At 64.7% G+C, this 19,255-nt stretch carries 15 protein-coding genes; 11 read left to right on the top strand and 4 right to left on the bottom strand.

The features are described 5' to 3' along the window. Positions 1-17: 17 nt before the first annotated feature. A complete protein-coding gene (locus tag FSZ31_RS05480; RefSeq protein ID WP_147122042.1) occupies positions 18-2,363 on the bottom strand; it encodes a patatin-like protein in 2,346 nt (781 codons plus the stop codon). Between the two features lie 122 nt (positions 2,364-2,485). On the opposite strand from FSZ31_RS05480, the gene FSZ31_RS05475 reads away from it, so the two are divergent. Both FSZ31_RS05475 and FSZ31_RS05470 read left to right on the top strand, forming a co-directional pair. Then, complete coding sequence (locus tag FSZ31_RS05475; RefSeq protein ID WP_147122040.1) at positions 2,486-3,469, top strand: cation diffusion facilitator family transporter; 984 nt, start codon at positions 2,486-2,488, stop codon at positions 3,467-3,469. Between the two features lie 7 nt (positions 3,470-3,476). Continuing rightward, a complete protein-coding gene (locus tag FSZ31_RS05470; RefSeq protein ID WP_147122038.1) occupies positions 3,477-5,645 on the top strand; it encodes a primosomal protein N' in 2,169 nt (722 codons plus the stop codon). Here the strand turns inward: FSZ31_RS05470 and FSZ31_RS05465 are convergent. Then, positions 5,638-6,576: a CPBP family intramembrane glutamic endopeptidase gene (locus FSZ31_RS05465; protein WP_147122036.1), complete on the bottom strand. Its 939-nt coding sequence runs from the start codon at positions 6,574-6,576 to the stop codon at positions 5,638-5,640. The genes FSZ31_RS05470 and FSZ31_RS05465 overlap by 8 nt on opposite strands. Before the next feature lie 328 nt (positions 6,577-6,904). Between FSZ31_RS05465 and FSZ31_RS05460 the strand changes: the two genes are divergently transcribed. Next, positions 6,905-8,461: an alpha/beta hydrolase gene (locus FSZ31_RS05460; protein WP_147122034.1), complete on the top strand. Its 1,557-nt coding sequence runs from the start codon at positions 6,905-6,907 to the stop codon at positions 8,459-8,461. On the opposite strand, the gene ada is transcribed toward FSZ31_RS05460, so the two are convergent. After that, entirely contained in the window at positions 8,458-9,495 is a 1,038-nt protein-coding gene (ada, locus tag FSZ31_RS05455) for a bifunctional DNA-binding transcriptional regulator/O6-methylguanine-DNA methyltransferase Ada (RefSeq protein ID WP_147122032.1), read from the bottom strand. The genes FSZ31_RS05460 and ada overlap by 4 nt on opposite strands. A 99-nt stretch (positions 9,496-9,594) precedes the next feature. On the opposite strand from ada, the gene FSZ31_RS05450 reads away from it, so the two are divergent. From FSZ31_RS05450 to FSZ31_RS05420, 7 genes are all read left to right on the top strand, one after another. Continuing rightward, the gene (locus tag FSZ31_RS05450) at positions 9,595-11,136 is read left to right on the top strand and encodes a S1C family serine protease (protein WP_147122030.1); all 1,542 of its coding nucleotides are present in this window, start codon (positions 9,595-9,597) and stop codon (positions 11,134-11,136) included. A gap of 151 nt (positions 11,137-11,287) precedes the next feature. Beyond that, positions 11,288-11,854 (top strand): F0F1 ATP synthase subunit delta, encoded by a 567-nt coding sequence (locus FSZ31_RS05445; RefSeq protein WP_236643669.1) that lies wholly within the window; start codon positions 11,288-11,290, stop codon positions 11,852-11,854. A gap of 33 nt (positions 11,855-11,887) precedes the next feature. Next, positions 11,888-13,417: a F0F1 ATP synthase subunit alpha gene (gene atpA, locus FSZ31_RS05440; protein ID WP_147122027.1), complete on the top strand. Its 1,530-nt coding sequence runs from the start codon at positions 11,888-11,890 to the stop codon at positions 13,415-13,417. 68 nt (positions 13,418-13,485) lie between these two features. After that, positions 13,486-14,358, top strand: coding sequence for a F0F1 ATP synthase subunit gamma (locus FSZ31_RS05435; protein ID WP_147122025.1), 873 nt, complete (start codon positions 13,486-13,488; stop codon positions 14,356-14,358). Positions 14,359-14,379: 21 nt separating this feature from the next. Continuing rightward, positions 14,380-15,897, top strand: a complete 1,518-nt coding sequence (gene atpD / locus FSZ31_RS05430) for a F0F1 ATP synthase subunit beta (protein WP_236643668.1) — start codon at positions 14,380-14,382, stop codon at positions 15,895-15,897. 113 nt (positions 15,898-16,010) lie between these two features. Beyond that, complete coding sequence (locus FSZ31_RS05425; protein ID WP_147122023.1) at positions 16,011-16,268, top strand: ATP synthase F1 subunit epsilon; 258 nt, start codon at positions 16,011-16,013, stop codon at positions 16,266-16,268. 193 nt (positions 16,269-16,461) lie between these two features. Continuing rightward, on the top strand, positions 16,462-17,967 hold the full coding sequence (locus FSZ31_RS05420) for a CpaF family protein (protein WP_147122021.1): 1,506 nt from the start codon (positions 16,462-16,464) through the stop codon (positions 17,965-17,967). A 7-nt stretch (positions 17,968-17,974) separates the two neighbouring features. Here the strand turns inward: FSZ31_RS05420 and FSZ31_RS05415 are convergent, their stop codons facing one another. Next, complete coding sequence (locus FSZ31_RS05415) at positions 17,975-18,163, bottom strand: hypothetical protein (protein ID WP_147122020.1); 189 nt, start codon at positions 18,161-18,163, stop codon at positions 17,975-17,977. A 136-nt stretch (positions 18,164-18,299) separates the two neighbouring features. Here FSZ31_RS05415 and FSZ31_RS05410 point away from each other — a divergent pair, with 136 nt between their 5' ends. Beyond that, positions 18,300-19,073 carry a class I SAM-dependent methyltransferase gene (locus FSZ31_RS05410; RefSeq protein ID WP_408021644.1) on the top strand — a complete coding sequence of 258 codons (774 nt, stop codon included), beginning with the start codon at positions 18,300-18,302 and terminating at the stop codon, positions 19,071-19,073. Positions 19,074-19,255: the final 182 nt, after the last annotated feature.

The raw sequence follows: 19,255 nt of genomic DNA, 5'->3' as shown, positions 1-19,255 counted from the left end.
GTAAATTGCGCGAAATGTCAGGCGATTTCTGCGCGTAACTCGGCAAACAGATCGCCGATCCGCGTCAGGCGCGGCTCCTCCTCGTCGAGAATGGCGTGGAAGGCCCGACGCTTGAGCTCGGTCAGCGCGCCCGGCGGCGGACTCTTGCCCTCGGGCAGCGTACTCGCGACAATGTCGATCAGGCGGTCGGCACCGTGCAGGCGGCCCCACAGATAGTCGTTCTCGCGATAGGCGCGGCTGAAAAACGCGCCGAAGCTGTTGAACTGGATGCCCTTGAGGCTTTCGGCTGCGCCGCCGCCGCGGATCGCGGTGGCATCGTCGGGCGCGATCCGGTCGATCTTGATCGGATCGAATTCGTCATTCCCTTCGCCCTGCAGCAGCGGCAGCGTCGCGATATCGTAGAACGGGAAGCCGACATAGGCGAACAGCATGTCGCGCCGCTCGGCCTTGGGCAGCAACGCGAGTGCGCTCGCAAGCCGTTCATCGACCTCGGCATCGACTGCGGTGAGATCGCGCAGCGCACCAATTCCTTCGAAGATCGCGCCGACGTGCTCGATCGCGTCGGCGCCTTGCGGCCAGCCAACATCGGACGCGCCGCGGGCTATATAAAATTGCGACGATTCGCGTTCGAGATAGGGCTCGAGCCCTTCGTAGATCGCCTTGTACATCGCAGTAACCGCGGCATCGGAGACCTGCCCGGGCGCCTCGACGCGCTCGTCGAGGCGGCGCGCCAGACTGCGCAAGCGGCGGATGCGAAAGCGCAGGTCGTGCGCCCGGAAAAAGGCGATCGCCTCGGGCGTCGCTCCGCCGCCCTTGACCGGCGATATCCGGTCGAGCCCGCGTCCGCGTACCTCTTCCCATAACGCCGAGCGCAAACGGCGGCGCAGATTTGCATTGTCGGCACCGGTCAGAGTGGCGGCCAGAGTTGCGATATCCTCGACGATGTTGGCCAGCTTGAGGTGGCCGTAAGCGGCATAGGCAAAGCCCGCGGTCTCCGCCGCCTTGGTCTGCGCCTTGGCCCGCCATGACGAGAGCCTGGCAGCCGTGGGCCGGTCGAGAAAGAAGGTGCGCCCGAGCAATTTCTCGACGCGCTCCTCGACCTCGGCGCGCAAGGAATCGACGATGCGCTGGATGCGGCGGATGCGCTGCGACAGATTCGCGATCGTCTCGACGTTGTCGCGGATCGGCTGCTCGCGCGGGATGTCCGACAAGGCCTTGAAGATCGTTGCGAAGAAACCGGGCAGCGGCGGTACCTGGTCGTCGGGCACCGCTTCATCGCGTGAAAAATGGATGCTGCGGAGCCCCGGCTTGGGGTCGATATAGACGAACCGCCGGTCGACTTCGCGGCGGGCTGGGCGATGCTTGAGCGCAGCGATCGCCGGTTTGAACGGCGCGTTGGCGAGCACCGAACCGTCGATCATGACGAGGTCTTCCGCTCCGCCAATCGCTTCGGCATGCGGCAGCTGGCGCTTGAGAAAGGCTTCGCGCCCCGGCCAGTCGCGGCCGTCTTCGGCGAGGACGCCGTCGATCTCGCGCACGGTGAACGGGGGAAACGCGCCGGGGAAACTGGCGGTGGCGCGCGCGGCAAAGGCCAGCGCCGGGAGTTCGTCGAGCGAGGCACCGGTCTGGCCCACTCCGCGAAAATTGAATACCAGCCGATGCTCGGTCTCGACGACCTCGGCGGGGCTGTTGAGCGTCAGGCGTTCAGGATAGCCGCGATAATCGGTTACCGTGACCATCAGGTCGAGCGGCTGGCCCGCCGGGATCAACACCGGGCCGCGTTCCGACAGCTCCATCGCATCGAGTGCGTCGAGCACCAGCCGGGTGAAGGTCGCGCCGCCGAAGGGCGGTTCGAACCAGCGCGCGCGGACGAAATTCGACAGTTTGCGACGAACCTCGTCGCGTTGGCCGGCCTCGACGGTTTCATCGATTGTCGAGCCGCGCCGCTTGCTTGCCATCCACGCGATCGGCACGGCCCAGAACTTGGTGAAGCGCGACAGGGGCCGCGCATCGGGATCCATCAGGTGTTCGACATCGGCGCATTCAAGCCACAGGTCGGTCAGCGGATCGAGCGACTGGCCGGTGAGCGCTGCCTGTGCCAGGAACACGCCGTTGATCCCGCCCGCGCTGGCACCCGCGATAATGTCGCTGAACACGCGCAGCCGCGTGCCCGAAGAGTCCTCGAGCAGGGCGAGCAATTCGCGATAGATCGCGGCGCTGCCGTCGGGAAGGTCGGTGCCGTCGAGCCAGGCACGGCTGGCCCGCGTAAGGTGCCAGACCTCCTTGGTGATGCCGTGCATGTAGACTGCCAGGCTGATCCCGCCATAGCAAACCAGCGCCAGCCTGAGTTCCTTTTCCCGCATGGTTCAAGGCTAGGGAGCCGCGCCCGCCGTGTCGAGCGTGATACGCATCATTTGGGGGTGCGCCGTGCGCGCGCACTGCTAAGGTCGCCCGACCCACGTAAGCCGAGGATCGTCTACGCACCATGAAAACCGACAACACCCGCGTGCTGCTCCTCGCACTCGGCGCAAACGTCGGGATCGGCATCGCCAAGTTCGTTGCCGCGGCGATCACCGGATCGTCGGCGATGTTGACCGAAGGCGTCCATTCGATGGTCGATTCGACCAACCAGTTGCTGCTGATGTACGGCCAGAAGCGCGCGAAAAAGGCGCCCGATGCCCAGCATCCGATGGGCTATGGCCGCGAACTGTATTTCTGGAGTTTCGTCGTCGCGTTGCTGGTCTTTGCACTCGGTGCGGGCATCTCGACCTATGAAGGCGTGCTGCACGTCATGGCGCCCGAAAAGCCCGTCTCACCGCTGATCGGCTATGTCGTGCTGGGCTTTGCATTCCTCCTCGAAGGCGGATCGACCGTGGCAGCGTTTCGCCAGTTCGATGCCGCGCGCGGCGACAAGTCGTGGTGGCGCGCGCTGGTTGATACCAAGGATGCGACGACGGTCATCATCCTGCTCGAAAACGGGGCGGCGATGCTCGGCATCGTCGTTGCCGCGATCGGTCTCGGCCTGACGCAGCTGACCGGCGATCCGCGCTTCGACGGGATCGCTTCGATCGTGATCGGCCTGCTGCTCGGCTGCGTCGCGATGTTCCTCGCACGCGAAGCCAAGGGGCTGCTGATCGGCGAGGCGGCCGATCCGCGCCTGATCGAAGGGCTGCGCCGCGCGGCGTCACGCGACGGCATCATGGGAATCGGCGAGATTCGCACGATCCACAACGGGCCCAACCAGATCGTTGCGGCAATGAATGTCGATTTCGACAACCGTCTGAGTGCGGCCGACGTCGAGCGGCTGGTCGACGAGATCGAACGCAGCGTCTGCGGCGAATTCCCCGACGTCGAACGCATCTATGTCCGCCCGCACGAGGACGCCGGGATCGGCTTCGGCGACACGCGCGGTCTCGACCCCTCCAGCGCGGCAAGCGGACCAACCGGCGACGCCGCCCCCTCGACCTGATGCATACATGACCCGCGCCCGCGTTATCCTGCTCACCTCCGCGCTCGGCCCGCTCGATTACCGCATTCCGCACGGCATGGAGGCGGGGCCCGGGTCGGTCGTCGAAGCGCCCCTGGGCCCGCGCCGGATGGTCGGGGTTGTGTGGGACGACGACAGTTTTCCCAGCGTCGAGACCGTCGGCGACAACCGCCTTCGCCCGTTGCTCGACGTGTTCGACGTGCCCGCGCTGTCACCCGCGCTGCGCAAGCTCGTCCTGTGGACCGCCGATTATTATCTCGCGCATCCTGCCGCGGTGCTGCGCATGGTGTTGCCGCACGCAGCCCTGTCCGGAGAAGGGCGTCCGATCGTCGAATATCGCGCGACGGGAGATCTGCCCAAACGCATGACCGCGCAGCGCGAGCAGGCAATGGCGGCGATCGGCGAGAGTCTTGGCACGGTGCGCGAACTCGCCGAAAAGGCCGAGGTCAGCGACGCGGTGATCCGCGGCCTGATCAAGGCCGGCGCCCTCGAAGGCTTTGAAAGCTCGGCCGACGCCGCATTTCCGCTGCCCAACCCCGACGCGCCTGAGCCGCAGCTGTCGGACGCGCAGGCCGCCGCGTCGCGCGCACTCGTGCAATCGGTCGAGGCGCGCGCCTTTGCGCCCTTCCTGCTCGACGGCGTGACCGGATCGGGCAAGACCGAGGTCTATCTCGAGGCGGTAGCCGAAGCGCTCCGGTCGGGCCGCCAGTCGCTGATCCTGATGCCCGAGATCGCGTTGACCCAGCCGTTCCTCAAGCGTTTTGCCGCGCGCTTCGGCTGCGCTCCTGCAGTGTGGCATAGCGGGATGCGATCTTCCGAGCGCCGCCGGACCTGGCGCGGCATTGCCAGCGGCGAGGCGAAGGTCGTCGTGGGGGCGCGATCGGCGCTGTTCCTGCCCTATGCCGACCTTGCCCTGATTGTCGTCGACGAGGCGCACGAAACGAGCTTCAAGCAGGAGGACGGCGTCCATTACCATGCCCGCGACGTCGCGGTAATGCGCGGATTGTACGAAAATTGCCCCGTCGTCCTCGCCTCGGCGACCCCGGCGATCGAGAGCATCGCGCAGGCCGAAGCGGGGCGCTACGAGACGCTGACGCTGCCCGCGCGCTATGGCGGCGCGGCGATGCCCGATATCGCCGCGATCGACCTGCGCGAGGACCCGCCCGAGCGCGGCACCTGGCTCGCGCCGAAACTCGTCGCGGCGCTGACTGACCGGCTCGAAAAGGGCGAACAGAGCCTGCTTTTCCTCAACCGCCGGGGCTTTGCCCCGCTCACGCTGTGCCGGACCTGCGGTCACCGTATCCAGTGCCCCAACTGCACCGCCTGGATGGTCGAACACCGGCTCGTCCGCCGGCTTGCGTGCCACCATTGCGGCCACGTCATGCCGCCGCCGCGCGAATGTCCCGAATGCAAGGACGAAGACAGCCTGGTGCCGTGCGGCCCCGGCGTCGAACGGATTGCCGACGAGGTCGCGCTACGCTTTCCCGAGGCGCGCACCGCGCTCGTCACCAGCGACACGATCTGGTCACCGACCAAAGCCGCCGAATTCGTCGAGCAGGTCGAGGCGGGGATGGTCGACATCATCATCGGCACGCAGCTCGTCACCAAGGGCTATCATTTCCCCGAGCTGACGCTGGTTGGCGTGATCGACGCCGATATCGGCCTCGAAGGCGGCGATCTGCGCGCCGCCGAGCGCACCTTCCAGCAGATCCAGCAGGTCGCCGGGCGCGCCGGGCGCGGGACCAAGCCGGGCGAGGTGCTGATCCAGACGCGCGTCCCCGGCGCAGCGGTGATCGAGGCGCTCGTCGCCAACGACCGAGACGGCTTTTATGCCGCCGAAACACAGGCGCGAAAACACGCCAATGCCCCGCCGTTCGGCCGGCTGGCGGCGATCGTCGTCAGCAGCGAAGACGCCCAGCGGGCTCAGCGCACCGCGCGCGATCTCAGCAACGCCGCGCCCAAGGACGACGGCATGGCGGTCTATGGCCCCGCCCCCGCCCCGCTCGCCCAGTTGCGCGGCCGCCACCGCCACCGCCTGCTCGTCCACGCCCCACGCAGTTTCGCACTGCAGGATGCGATCCGGGCATGGCTGGGGTCGGTCGAATGGGGCCCCAAGGTCCGCGTCACGGTCGACGTCGATCCGTACAGCTTTATGTGAACACCGGTGCCGCGCTACTGCGGCGGCGCCACGACGGTGCGACAAGCCGGCCCCGCCGGATCGCCAAGGTCAGGACGATCACCCCGGCAGCCGTCGCGACGACCATCGCGATTATCGACGCTTCGAGCCCGAAGACGCCTCCAGTCAAGAGCGTTGCCCCGTCCAACTGCCCCTCGATGATTCCGGATTCCTTGGCCCCCGATACCGGGACGCCGAAAATCCAACCCTGGGTAAAATTCCAGGCTGCATGGAGGCCTATCGCGGCCCACAGACGCCGCGTCAGCATATAGACCGCGCCGAGCAGGAGGCCCGCCTCAATCGCGATTGCGATCGCCGCGATCGGGCTGGCATTGGGATTGGCGAGATGCGCACCGCCGAAAATCGCCGCCGAGATGAGCAGCGCGATCCAGCTGCCCGCCATCCGCTCGACATAGCGGAAGATGATGCCGCGAAAGAGGATCTCTTCGCTTACGCCGCTAAAGATCGCCATCGCCAGCATCGGCCAGATGGTTTGCCATGGATTCACCGGCCCTATTGTGTAAACGCCGATCGCCGCGGCAATGGCCACCACGAGCGTGAAAAGTCCCGCACCCAGCAGGATGCCCCTCGCCAGCTCGCGTCCTGCCCCGCCCACCGCCAGATCCCGAAACGGCGCGCGTTCGACCCAATGGACGAGGACATAATAGAGCGCGATGAAGATCGCGACTGCGATCATCGCGACAACGAGCGTCGCCGGATCGTATTTCCCCTGGGGAATCCAATGGCCAATGACGCTCGCCGCGGCTGCCGCAGCGATCATCAGCGCGATACCCGTGACCAACAGCGTGGCGGGATAAGAGATAAACCGTCGAACGCCAGAGCCCGTTGCCGGATCCTTGCCGACCGCAGCGGCGGGCAGATCCGAAGCAACGGTTTGGAAGTCTTGGTTCATGGTGTTGAGTCCCTTTCGAATTGGCCGATTTTATCCGGGGCTAAACAAAAGGCCAACTGAATGCCAGCATCGGATCGAGGTAATGTTTGACGGGCTGGGGCTTGATGCGCTGGGCGCAAATCATCGTTCCGCTTCCTGCTCGGCAAGATGCATCTCGATTTGTCCGGAATGGAGTCTCAACTCTGCGTTACGGTCGACGGCGATCCGGATAGCTTCATGTGAAGCCGAGCCACTCAGTCGATCTCGCGCGGGCGATCAAGCTACCCGTTGCATCGCCGCAAAGTGCGCGGCACATATAGTGAGCTAACCTCGCACAAAAGGATTGCCGATGCGTATTCGCCTTCTGCTCGCAGCCGCGTTTGTCCTGTCGGCGCCTGCGTCGGCCCAGAATGCGCCGGTAACGATCCCCGTCGTCGTCGATGCCGATCTTGGCGCGACGCAATCGGGGCGCATCCTCGTCTTTGCCAAGCCGATTTCGTCCGATGACAAGCCCGGTGACGATGTCGATACCTCGGCCTTTTCACCGACCGGTACGGCAGTGGTAGGCCGCGAAGTGACCGCGATGGTGCCCGGCACACCGGCGCTGGTCGGCGCCGAAACCGATGCCTTTCCGGTTGCCTGGTCGAAGCTCTCGCCGGGCAAATATCGCATCCAGGCGGTGCTCGATGGCGATCACAGCTATAATTACAAAGGGCGCGGCGCGGGCGACCTCGTCTCAAAACCGGTCATTGTCCAACTGCCCGGCCCCGTCCCGACGCTGACACTGACCACGCGCCTACCCGCAACCGATACAGATGCGTACATGGCCAGCCTGCCCGAGGCGCGCCGGACTGCGCTTACGACAGCGATGCGTTCGGTCGAGCCGGTCGATTTCACCAGCCCCGCAATGACCGCCTTCTGGGGCAATTCGACCGCGATCAAGGGCTGGGTCGCGCTTCCGCCGGGTTATCGCGATGGCAATGCCCGATACCCCACGGTCTATTCGGATGGCGGTTTCGGCAGCACGCTCGACAGCGCGCGCTTCAGCGCGGCAAACATGGCCGCGATGATGGCGGCGGGCGATATCCCGCCGATGATCTGGGTTTTTCTCGACCACCATGTCGCCACCGGCACGCATGAATTCGCCGATTCGGTCAATAACGGTCCCTGGGGAACTGCGCTAAAGACCGAACTGATCCCCGCGCTCGAGGCGAAATATCGCATGGATGCCCGACCCTCGGGCCGCTTCCTTACCGGGCATAGCTCGGGTGGTTGGTCGACGCTGTGGTTGCAGATTGCCTATCCGAAAGTCTTCGGGGGCAGCTGGCCGACCTCGCCCGACCCGAGTGACTTCCACGATTTCACCAATATCGATCTCTACGCGCCGGGTGCCAATTTCTACAGCGATGCCAAGGGTGAAGCCCCGCCGCTGATCCGCGACAAGGGCAAGGTGATCGCGAGCATCGCCGATTTCGGCCGGCTCGAAGCAGCGCTTGGTCCCTATGGCGGACAGTTCGCTAGCTTCGAATGGGTCTTCTCGCCCAGATGCCCCGACGGCCGCCCCTGCACCATTTTCGATCGTGCGACCGGCGCGGTCGATCCCAAGGTCGCCGCATATTGGCGCGACCATTACGACATTGCCCACATCGTCGCGCGCGACTGGCCCACGCTCAAGCCCGATCTCGACGGCAAGATCCACCTTATCGTCGGGTCCGCCGATACCTTCTATCTCGACGGCCCGGCGCACAGGTTGCAAGCGGTGCTCGACGGGCTCGGCGCGAAATCCTCGTTCCGCTACCTGCCCGGCAAGACGCATTTCGATCTCTTCGAACAGGACGGTGATCGACAGGCGCTAATGAAAACGATCGCCGGGGAAATGTACGCGGTGGCGCGGCCCAACGGCTAGGCGTTGCGTTCCTTGTCGAGCAACGCGGTCTTGCGCTCGAGGCCATAGGCATAGCCGCCCAGGCTGCCGTCCTTGCGGATGACGCGGTGGCACGGGATCAGCACCGCGACATGGTTGTCGGCGTTGGCCGACCCCGCCGCGCGTGTCGCTTTGGGGCTGCCGGCGGCAGCGGCAATATCCGCATAGCTGCGGGTTTCGCCGGGCGGGATCGCGCGCAGCGCCGCCCAGCACGCTTCCTGGAAGGCGGTGCCCTTCACGTCGAGCGGGATATGGCTGAAGTCGCCCGGTGCCTCGACCGACGCGACGACGTCGGCAAGCAGTTTTTCGAACGCCGCGCCGCCCTCGACCAGTTCGGCGTTGGGGAAACGCCTGGCGAGCGCGCTCGCATCCTCGTCGAACGACAGGCGGCAAACGCCCTTGTCGGTCGCGGCGACGAACATCTCGCCGAGCGAAGTCGTGACGACCGCCCAGTGGATTGTTGTCCCCTTGCCGCCATCGGCCCAGATCGAAGCCGTCATGCCGAGTTTTCCTTTCGCTGAATCGTAGAATCGCGACGGCCCCGAAAAGCCCGCATCGTAGATCGCATCGGTGACGCGGCCGGTCTCGCTCAGCGCGGTCCGCGCCCTTTCATCGCGCAATGCGCGCGCATAGGCCGCGGGTGACAGGCCGGTTTGCGCGGTAAAGATGCGCTGGAAATGGCTCGTCGAATAGCCGGTCCGTTGCGCCAACGCCGCGAGCGCCAGCGGTTCTTGCGATCGCTTGATCGCGTCGATCGCTTCGAGCACCGCACGTTCGTCGCGCGCGACATCGTCGGGCGAGCAGCGTTTGCAGGGCCTGAGACCAGCCGCCCGCGCGGCGGTACCGTCGGCGAAGAAGCGCACGTTGTTTCGCAGCGGATGGCGCGCAGCGCACGACGGGCGGCAATAGATGCCCGTCGAAAGGACGCCGGTGACGAAACGCCCGTCGTGGCTGCGGTCACGCCGCAGCACGGCCTGCCATGCCTGTTCGCCATCGATCGGGACTGCCTGGGTCATATTCGCCCTCCTTGTTGCGTGTGTCGTGATAGCGCGCAAGCATCGCTTCGGCGTCCCGCGCCTTGCGTTCAAAGCGCGACGGGTTAGACACTGGCGGCCATGACCAGCCTTGCCCATCGCTTCGCCCGTTTCTGTGCGCTCATCGCCGCTCTTGTCGCCCTCGCGATCGCTGCGCCGACGCAGGCCGACGATGTCGCCGCCGCCGGGCGCGGGGTTGTGCGCGTCGTCACCGTCGCAATCGTCAATGGCGAGGTCGTCGGCTTCGGCCACGGATCGGGCTTCGCGATATCACCGACGCGGATCGTCACCAACGCGCACGTCGTTGAATCGGCTGTCAAATACCCCCAGAACGTCGCGCTCGGCGTTGTCCCGTCGGAGGGCAAGAAGAGCTATGAGGCGCGGCTCGTCGCGATCGACACCAAGCGCGATCTTGCCCTCATCGAAATGGTCGAAGGCCATATCCCGGTGACGGCAATCTATACCGGGCCGTTCGAACCGGGCGAAGAGGTTACCGCGCTGGGCTATCCGGGCAACGTAGATGCCGCCGCCGCGGTCGATGCCGCCGATTACATCACCCCACGCACCCCGGTCCGGTCTAACGGCAATCTGTCGAACCAGCAGGTCATCAACGGCATTGCGGCGATGGTTCACACCGCAAGCATCGCGCGCGGCAATTCGGGCGGACCGCTAGTCGACGAATGCGGTCGGGTGGTCGGCGTAAACACCTTCATCACGCGCGCCGACGATGGCGATTCGCCCTTCGCTTTTGCCATATCGAACCGCGAACTGACGCGCTTCCTGGGCGAATCGAACCAGAAATATACCGCGATTTCGAGCGCATGCCTGACGATGGCCGAAGCATCGAGCCGCGACAGCGCGCGGATGACCACAGAACAGCGAATCGCCGCCGCCGCGCGGGACAAGCGCGATGCCGACGCCGCGGCCAAGCGGAGCGCGGCGCTCGAACAGGCGCATGCTGCCAACGAGACGAGCCGCGAAAACCGCATGGCGCTGGCGCTCGCCCTGTTCGTGTTCGGCGCGCTGGCGCTCGGCGCGGCAGGCCTGTTCACGACCAAGAGCCGCGAACGCGACGCAAAGATCGCCGGCGGGGTCGGCGGAGTGCTGATGCTCGCCGCGCTGATCGTCTTTCTCACCCGCCCGTCACCGAGCGACATCGCGGTTCCCGACATCGCGCGCGACGGCAGCGGATCAGGAACGACCAGCCTTGCGGCAACGGGCAAGCAGCTCTGCACAATTGCGCCCGAGCGCAGCCGGATCACGGTTTCACCGACTGATGATGTCGCTCTCGAGTTCGACGATGCCGGCTGCGTCAACGGGCGCACGCAATATGCACTCGGCAGTGACGGTCGCTGGAGTCGCGTGCTCGTCCCCAACGAAGAGGCGACCGTGTCGGTGCTGAGCTTCGATCCTGTCGACGCTACATATCGCAACCAGCGCTACCTGCTCGATGCCGAAACCATGGCGCGCGCTCGCGAATTGCGTGCCAACGTCTCGACCAAGCAATGCACTGCCGATCCCGCAGCGGTTCAGGCGCTCGGCGTCCAGCAGGACGCAATCCTCGCGATGCTCCCGGCCGACCCCAATGAGCGGCTCGTCTACGACTGCCGCAAGGCGCGCTAAATCGGCATCTGCAATCAAGCGGGGCGCACGCACTTGCAAGCCGCACAAGGCGATGCTAGGCGCGCCGCAACTCGCGATGCGGACTCCCCTCGGATGCCCGCATTTTTTGCGCGAATCACTTAATCGGGCTTCCAAAAAGGACATTGGGCGCGTGGATCATTCCGGCGGCATGCAGGCCAACATTCAAGCGAGCCTGGGCGGGCGTTACGCAATCGCCCTGTTCGATCTGGCGAACGAGCGCGGAGCGCTTGGCGCGGTCGAATCGAGTCTCGCCAAGCTCGGCGAAGCGATCGCCCAGTCGAGCGACTTCAGGGCGCTGATCACCAATCCGATGCTGTCACGCGCGCAGGCGGGCAAAGCCGTCGACGCTGTCGCCGCCTCGCTCGGCCTCGATTCGCTGACCCGCGATTTCCTCGGCGTCGTCAGCGCCAACCATCGCCTTGCCGAACTTCCCGCGATGGCGCGCGCGTTCAAGTTGCTCGCCGCCGACCAGCGCGGCGAAGTCGATGCCGAAGTCGTTTCGGCACGGCCGCTGTCGAGCGGCCAGGTGACCGCGCTCAAGGCCAAGCTCAAGACGCGCGTCGGCCGCGACGTCACGCTGACGCAAAAAACCGACCCCGAGATTCTCGGCGGGCTGATCGTCAAGATCGGCAGCCAGATGATCGATTCCTCGATCCGCACCCGTTTGAACACCCTCGCCCTCGCGATGAAGGGCTGAAAGCCTCACCAGGCTTCGATGAAAGGCTAAACAATGGACATCCGCGCCGCAGAAATTTCCAAGGTCATCAAGGACCAGATCGCCAATTTCGGCAACGAAGCCCAGGTTTCGGAAACCGGCACCGTGCTTTCGGTCGGTGACGGCATCGCCCGCATCCACGGCCTCGACAAGGTCCAGGCCGGTGAAATGGTCGAGTTCGCTGGCGGCCTCAAGGGCATGGCGCTCAACCTCGAAGCCGACAATGTCGGCGTCGTGATTTTCGGCTCGGACGCCGCGATCAAGGAAGGCGACACCGTCAAGCGCACCGGCGACATCGTCGACGTGCCCGTCGGCAAGGGCCTGCTCGGCCGCGTCGTCGATGGTCTTGGCAATCCGATCGACGGCAAGGGCCCGCTCAAGGACGTCAAGCGTACGCGCGTTGAAGTCAAGGCGCCGGGCATCATCCCGCGCCAGTCGGTCAACGAACCCGTCCAGACCGGCATCAAGGCACTCGACGCGCTCGTCCCCGTCGGCCGCGGCCAGCGCGAGCTGATCATCGGCGATCGCCAGACCGGCAAGACCGCCGTCGCGATCGACACCTTCATCAATCAGAAGCAGGCCAACGCCGGCGACGACGAATCGAAGAAGCTCTATTGCATCTACGTTGCCGTCGGCCAGAAGCGTTCGACCGTCGCGCAGATCGTCCGCAGCCTCGAAGAAAACGGCGCGATGGAATATTCGATCGTCGTCGCCGCGACCGCGTCGGAGCCTGCCCCGCTGCAGTATCTTGCGCCGTACACCGGCACCGCGATGGGCGAATTCTTCCGCGACAACGGCATGCACGCCGTGATCGTGTTCGACGATCTGTCCAAGCAGGCCGTCGCCTATCGCCAGATGTCGCTGCTGCTGCGTCGCCCGCCGGGCCGCGAAGCCTATCCCGGCGACGTCTTCTACCTCCACAGCCGCCTGCTTGAGCGCGCGGCCAAGATGAACGCGGCCAATGGCGGCGGTTCGCTGACCGCACTGCCGATCATCGAAACGCAGGCTGGCGACGTGTCAGCCTATATCCCGACCAACGTGATCTCGATCACCGACGGCCAGATCTTCCTTGAAACCGACCTGTTCTTCGCCGGCATCCGCCCCGCGATCAACGTCGGCCTGTCGGTCAGCCGCGTTGGCTCGGCCGCCCAGACCAAGGCGATGAAAAAGGTCTCGGGCTCGATCAAGCTCGAGCTCGCGCAATATCGCGAAATGGCCGCCTTCGCGCAGTTCGGCTCGGATCTCGACGCCTCGACGCAGAAGCTGCTGAATCGTGGTGCAAGGTTGACCGAATTGCTCAAGCAGCCGCAATTCTCGCCGATGCCGTTCGAGGAACAGGCCGCGTCGATCTTTGCCGGCACCAACGGCTATCTCGACAGCGTCAAGGTCGAGGAAGTGACGCATTACGAAAGCGCGATGCTTTCGTTCCTGCGCAACGACCATCCCGAAGTGCTCGGCGAAATCCGCGACACCAAGGATCTTGGCGACGAGACCAAGAAAAAGCTCGTCGCTGCGCTCGACGCGTTCGCCAAGCAGTTCGGCTGAGCCGGATTTCATTTCACCGCTGGAATGCCTTCAGCGCGACGATAACTAGGGATTGAAGACGGGATCACATGGCCAGTCTGAAAGAACTCAAAGGGCGGATCGGCTCGGTCAAATCGACCCAGAAGATCACCAAGGCCAAGCAAATGGTCGCCGCTGCCAAGCTGCGTAAAGCGCAGGCGGCAGCCGAAGCCGCGCGACCGTATTCGGAGCGGCTCGAAGCCGTCGTCGCCAGCCTGGCCAGCCAGGTGTCGGGCGACGGTGCGCCGCCGCTGCTCGCCGGCAACGGCAAGAACCAGGTTCACCTGCTCCTCGTCGCGGCCGCCGATCGCGGTCTCGCCGGTCCGTTCAACGCCAACATCGTCAAGGCGGCGCGCGAACAGGCGCGGTCGCTGCTCGACGCTGGCAAGACGGTCAAGTTCATGGTCGTCGGACGCAAGGCGCGTAGCGGCCTGCTGCGCCTCCACGGAGATGCAATCGTCGAATATTACGACACCACACCGGTCAAGACGCCGGGCTTTCACGAAGCCAAGGAAATCGCCGCGCGGCTGCTCGCGATGTACGAAGCCGGCGATTTCGATGTCGCGACTTTGGTCTATTCGAAGTTCCGCTCGCCTTTGGTCCAGGAACCGACTGTGCAGCAGATCATCCCCGTCGCGATGCCCGAGACCGCAGCCGTCGGCGGCGATGCCGCGGTCGAATACGAGCCCGACGAGGAAGAAATCCTTGAACAGCTGCTGCCGCGCAACATCACGATCCAGATCTTCAAGGCGCTGCTCGAAAACGTCGCCGGCGAACAGGGCGCGTCGATGACCGCAATGGACAACGCCACGCGCAACGCGGGCGACCTCATTCAGAAGCTCACCATCCAGTATAACCGCAGCCGCCAGGCCGCGATCACCACCGAACTCGTCGAAATCATCTCGGGCGCCGAAGCGCTCTAAGACAGGCCAAGGAAGACAGACATGGCAACCGCAGCACCCAAAACCGCCAAGAAGGCGCCCGCCAAAAAGGCTCCCGCGAAGAAAACGCCGGCCGGTCAGACGCAGGGCGCCGCCAACGGCAAGATCGCCCAGGTCATCGGCGCCGTCGTCGACGTCGTTTTCGACGGCGAACTGCCCGCGATTCTTTCGGCGCTCGAAACCGACAATAACGGCCAGCGCCTCGTCCTCGAGGTTGCCCAGCATCTCGGCGAGAACACCGTTCGCACGATCGCTATGGACGCCACCGAGGGCCTGACCCGCGGTCAGCCCGTGCGCGACACCGGCAGCCAGATCACCGTCCCCGTCGGTCCCGAGACGCTCGGTCGCATCATGAACGTCATCGGTGAGCCGATCGACGAGCGCGGCCCCGTTGGCGCGACCCGGTCGGCCCCGATCCATGCCGAGGCACCCGCCTTCGTCGACCAGTCGACCGATGCCGCGATCCTCGTCACCGGCATCAAGGTCATCGATCTCCTCGCGCCTTACGCCAAGGGCGGTAAGATCGGCCTGTTCGGCGGCGCCGGCGTCGGCAAGACCGTGCTCATCCAGGAGCTCATCAACAACATCGCCAAGGGTCACGGCGGCACGTCGGTGTTCGCCGGTGTCGGCGAGCGTACGCGCGAAGGCAACGACCTCTATCACGAGTTCCTCGACGCCGGCGTTATCGCCAAGGACGCCGACGGCAACGCGACCTCGGAAGGTTCGAAGGTTGCGCTCGTATTCGGCCAGATGAACGAGCCCCCGGGTGCCCGCGCCCGCGTCGCGCTGTCGGGCCTGACGATGGCTGAATATTTCCGCGACGAGGAAGGCCAGGACGTCCTGTTCTTCGTCGACAACATTTTCCGCTTCACGCAGGCGGGTTCGGAAGTGTCGGCATTGCTCGGCCGAATCCCGTCAGCGGTGGGCTATCAGCCGACTCTGTCGACCGACATGGGCCAGCTGCAGGAACGCATCACCTCGACCAATAAGGGTTCGATCACCTCGGTCCAGGCGATCTACGTTCCCGCCGACGATCTTACCGATCCCGCGCCGGCAACGTCGTTCGCGCATTTGGACGCGACCACCGTGCTCAACCGCGCGATTTCGGAACTCGGCATCTATCCCGCGGTCGATCCGCTCGATTCGACCAGCCGCGTTCTGACCACCGCAGTCGTCGGCCAGGAGCATTACGAAACCGCTCGCCGCGTCCAGGAGACGCTGCAGAAGTACAAGTCGCTGCAGGACATCATCGCCATTCTCGGCATGGACGAGCTCAGCGAAGAAGATAAGCTGACCGTCGCCCGCGCGCGCAAGCTGCAGAAGTTCCTGTCGCAGCCGTTCCACGTCGCCGAGGTCTTCACCGGCATCCCGGGCAAGTTCGTTGCGATCGAGGACACCGTCAAATCGTTCAAGGCAGTCGTCGACGGCGAATATGACTATCTGCCCGAGAACGCCTTCTACATGGTCGGCGGTATCGACGAAGCGATCGCCAAGGGCCAGAAGATGGCCGACGAGGCCTGATCATCTTAGCCCCTCCCCTTCAGGGGAGGGGTTGGGGTGGGGCATGGCTATCTGCCCCTCCCCGCTTCCCCACCCCCGACCCCTCCCCTAAAGGGGAGGGGTGGAGAAAAGACATGGCACTCAAGTTCGAAATCGTAACGCCCGAAAAGCTGGTCCGCTCGGACGAGGCCTATATGGTCGTCGTGCCCGGCAGCGAGGGCGATTTCGGCGTGCTCGAGGGCCATGCCCCCTTCATGTCGACGATCCGCGACGGCGCGCTGACGATTTACAAGACCGAAGGCGGCGAGCCCGAGACGCTGGCGATCGAGGGCGGCTTTGCCGAGGTCAGCGCCAACGGACTGACCGTGCTGGCCGAGAAGATCGGCGAATAGTCGCACCTTCTCCCTTTTAGACGTTCAAAACCCCGGCCGCTCGCGCCGGGGTTTTTCGTTTTGGCCCGATAAATTCGTCACAATTGCACGCTTCCGACTCTAAGTTTCCGATTGGTTTACCATTTCCCGCTAGCAATCGACTTCGACCACTGGCGCAAACCGGACTGTCGGCGCCGGGAAAGGGACGATTTCAATGAGTGCATTCGGGCGCAAACCTGGGGCCAGCGGGGCCAAGCCATCGTTCGGTGTCGCCAAGCCGATGCAGGGCGTCGGTCCCGTTCAGAAGAAATCGGAAGGCGGCGAGCAATTCCCGCCGATCGATCCCGCCGTGCTGACCGGTGCGGTCGATGCCGAACCGCAGACACCGCACGACGAAGCGATGTCGCGCCTCGCCTTGCGTTCGGCCGACACGGTCGAAGCCGAAAAGCCGCAGGGTTTCGAGGCATCGGTTCACAAGATCAAGGAACAGGTGCTGCCGCGCCTGCTCGAACGCGTCGATCCCGAAGCCGCCGCGACGCTCAACAAGGAAGAGCTGACCGAGGAATTCCGTCCGATCGTGATGGAGGTGCTCGCCGAGCTCAAGCTCACGCTCAACCGGCGCGAACAGTTCGCGCTCGAAAAGGTGCTGGTCGACGAGCTGCTCGGTTTCGGGCCGCTCGAGGAACTGCTCTCCGATCCCGACATCTCGGACATCATGGTCAACGGCCCCGACCAGACCTACATCGAAAAAGGCGGCAAGCTTACCTTGGCCCCGATCCAGTTCCGCGACGAGGAGCATCTGTTCCAGATCGCCCAGCGGATCGTCAACATGGTCGGCCGCCGCGTCGACCAGACCACCCCGCTCGCCGATGCCCGTCTCAAGGACGGCAGCCGCGTCAACGTCATCGTCCCGCCGCTATCGCTGCGCGGCACCGCGATCTCGATTCGTAAATTCTCCGCCAAGCCGATCACGCTCGACAATCTCAAGGATTGGAACGCGATGAGCCCGAAGATGTGCACCGCTTTGAAGATCGCGGGCGCGTGCCGGTTCAACGTCGTCATCTCGGGCGGTACCGGCTCGGGCAAGACGACGATGCTCAACGCACTATCGAAGATGATCGATCCGGGCGAACGCGTCCTCACCATCGAGGATGCCGCCGAACTTCGCCTGCAGCAGCCGCACTGGCTGCCGCTCGAAACCCGCCCGCCCAACCTCGAAGGCCAGGGCGCGATCACCATCGGCGACCTCGTCAAGAACGCCCTGCGTATGCGTCCCGATCGCATCATCCTCGGCGAAATTCGTGGCGCCGAGTGTTTCGACCTGCTGGCCGCAATGAACACCGGCCATGACGGTTCGATGTGTACGCTTCACGCCAACAGCCCGCGCGAATGCCTTGGCCGTATGGAAAACATGATCCTGATGGGCGACATCAAGATCCCCAAGGAAGCCATTTCGCGCCAGATCGCCGAATCGGTCGACCTCATCGTCCAGGTGAAACGCCTGCGCGACGGTTCGCGCCGCGTCACCAACATCACCGAGGTGATCGGCATGGAAGGCGACGTCATCGTCACGCAGGAACTGTTCAAGTTCGAATATATTTCCGAGGACGCCGACGGCAAGATCGAGGGCGAATACCGCGCGATGGGCTTGCGCCCCTATACGCTCGACAAGGCGCGGATGTTCGGATTCGACCAGCCCTATCTCGAGGCGTGCCTCTAGACCCCGGTCACCCGCCGCGCATCGCCAACCCGGCGAATACCGCAAACAAGAGCGACGCCAGCACGGTGATCAGCGGCCACGGCATGAAGCCGACGCGTTCGAGATTCTTGCGTCGCATACGCCGTCGCTCGCCGAGGATCGCGACAACAAGAACGCCGAGCGCGATTCCTGCATAGCGCAGATAGTCGTTTGTCATCGTCGCCTTTCGTGGGCTAGGCTGCAGCGGAGCCCGCAGACGGGCCTATGTGGAGGATGCCATGACCCGCTTCAAGACGCTGAGATACGCCGCCCTCGCTTCGACGATTGGCGCGGGCATCGTCCTGGCCGCCTGCATGCCGATCGACGGAGCGGCGAATGAAACCAACCCACAGGGCGAGACCAGCACCGCGCTCGCGGCTGCGGTCGCGGCGCCGTCGCGCACGCCTGCCAATGTCGCCCGCGACCGCTATCGCCACCCCGCCGAAACGCTCGCCTGGTTCGGCGTCAAACCGAGTGACACGGTGGTCGAGATCTGGCCCGGCGGTGGCTGGTACAGCGAGATACTTGCGCCCTATTCGGCCGCAGGCGGCGGCAAGCTGACCGTCGTCGGTCCCTGGCCCAATGGCGTCAATTCGGTCCGCAAGCTCGAACAGGCCAATCCCGCCGCCTTTGCCACGATAAACTATGCCGCCTTCCCCGCCGCCGACGGCGCGCCCAAGGTGCCCGACGGCAGCGCCGACGTCGTCCTGACCTTCCGCAACGTCCACAACTGGCGCTTCGGCGGAGTCGATGCCGCGCAGGCCAATTTCAACGCGATGTTCGCGATGCTCAAGCCCGGCGGGACCCTCGGGGTGGTCGAGCATCGCCTGCCCGAGGACATGGCTTCGGCGCTGGAGGAAAAGAGCGGCTATATGAAGAAATCGTCGGTCATCGCGTTCGCCCGCGCCGCCGGGTTCGATTTCGCCGGAGAAAGCGACATCAACGCCAATCTGCGCGACACGCACGATTATCCCGATGGCGTCTGGACGCTACCGCCGACCTATCAGCTCAAGGATGTCGATCGCGCAAAATACGCCGCGATCGGCGAAAGCGACCGCATGACGCTGAAGTTCCGGAAACCGAGGTGATCGGTATGCTCTCTCCCCTTCTGGGGAGAGATACGAAGCCTTGGCCGAAGGCCTAGGCGCAGTTGAGAGGGGCGCAAGGCGCACGAACGTCCCGCAGCATGTAGCCGCGCCCCTCTCCGCTGCGACTAGGCTCGGCTACGCCTCGCCAAGTCTCACTACCTCTCCCCTGAAGGGGAGAGGGG

It is taken from the genome of Flavisphingopyxis soli (genome assembly GCF_007995095.1).
Classification (GTDB): Bacteria; Pseudomonadota; Alphaproteobacteria; order Sphingomonadales; family Sphingomonadaceae; genus Flavisphingopyxis; species Flavisphingopyxis soli.
The sequence above is the reverse complement of the archived record's forward strand: the minus strand, read 5'-3'. Positions and strand labels throughout refer to the sequence as shown.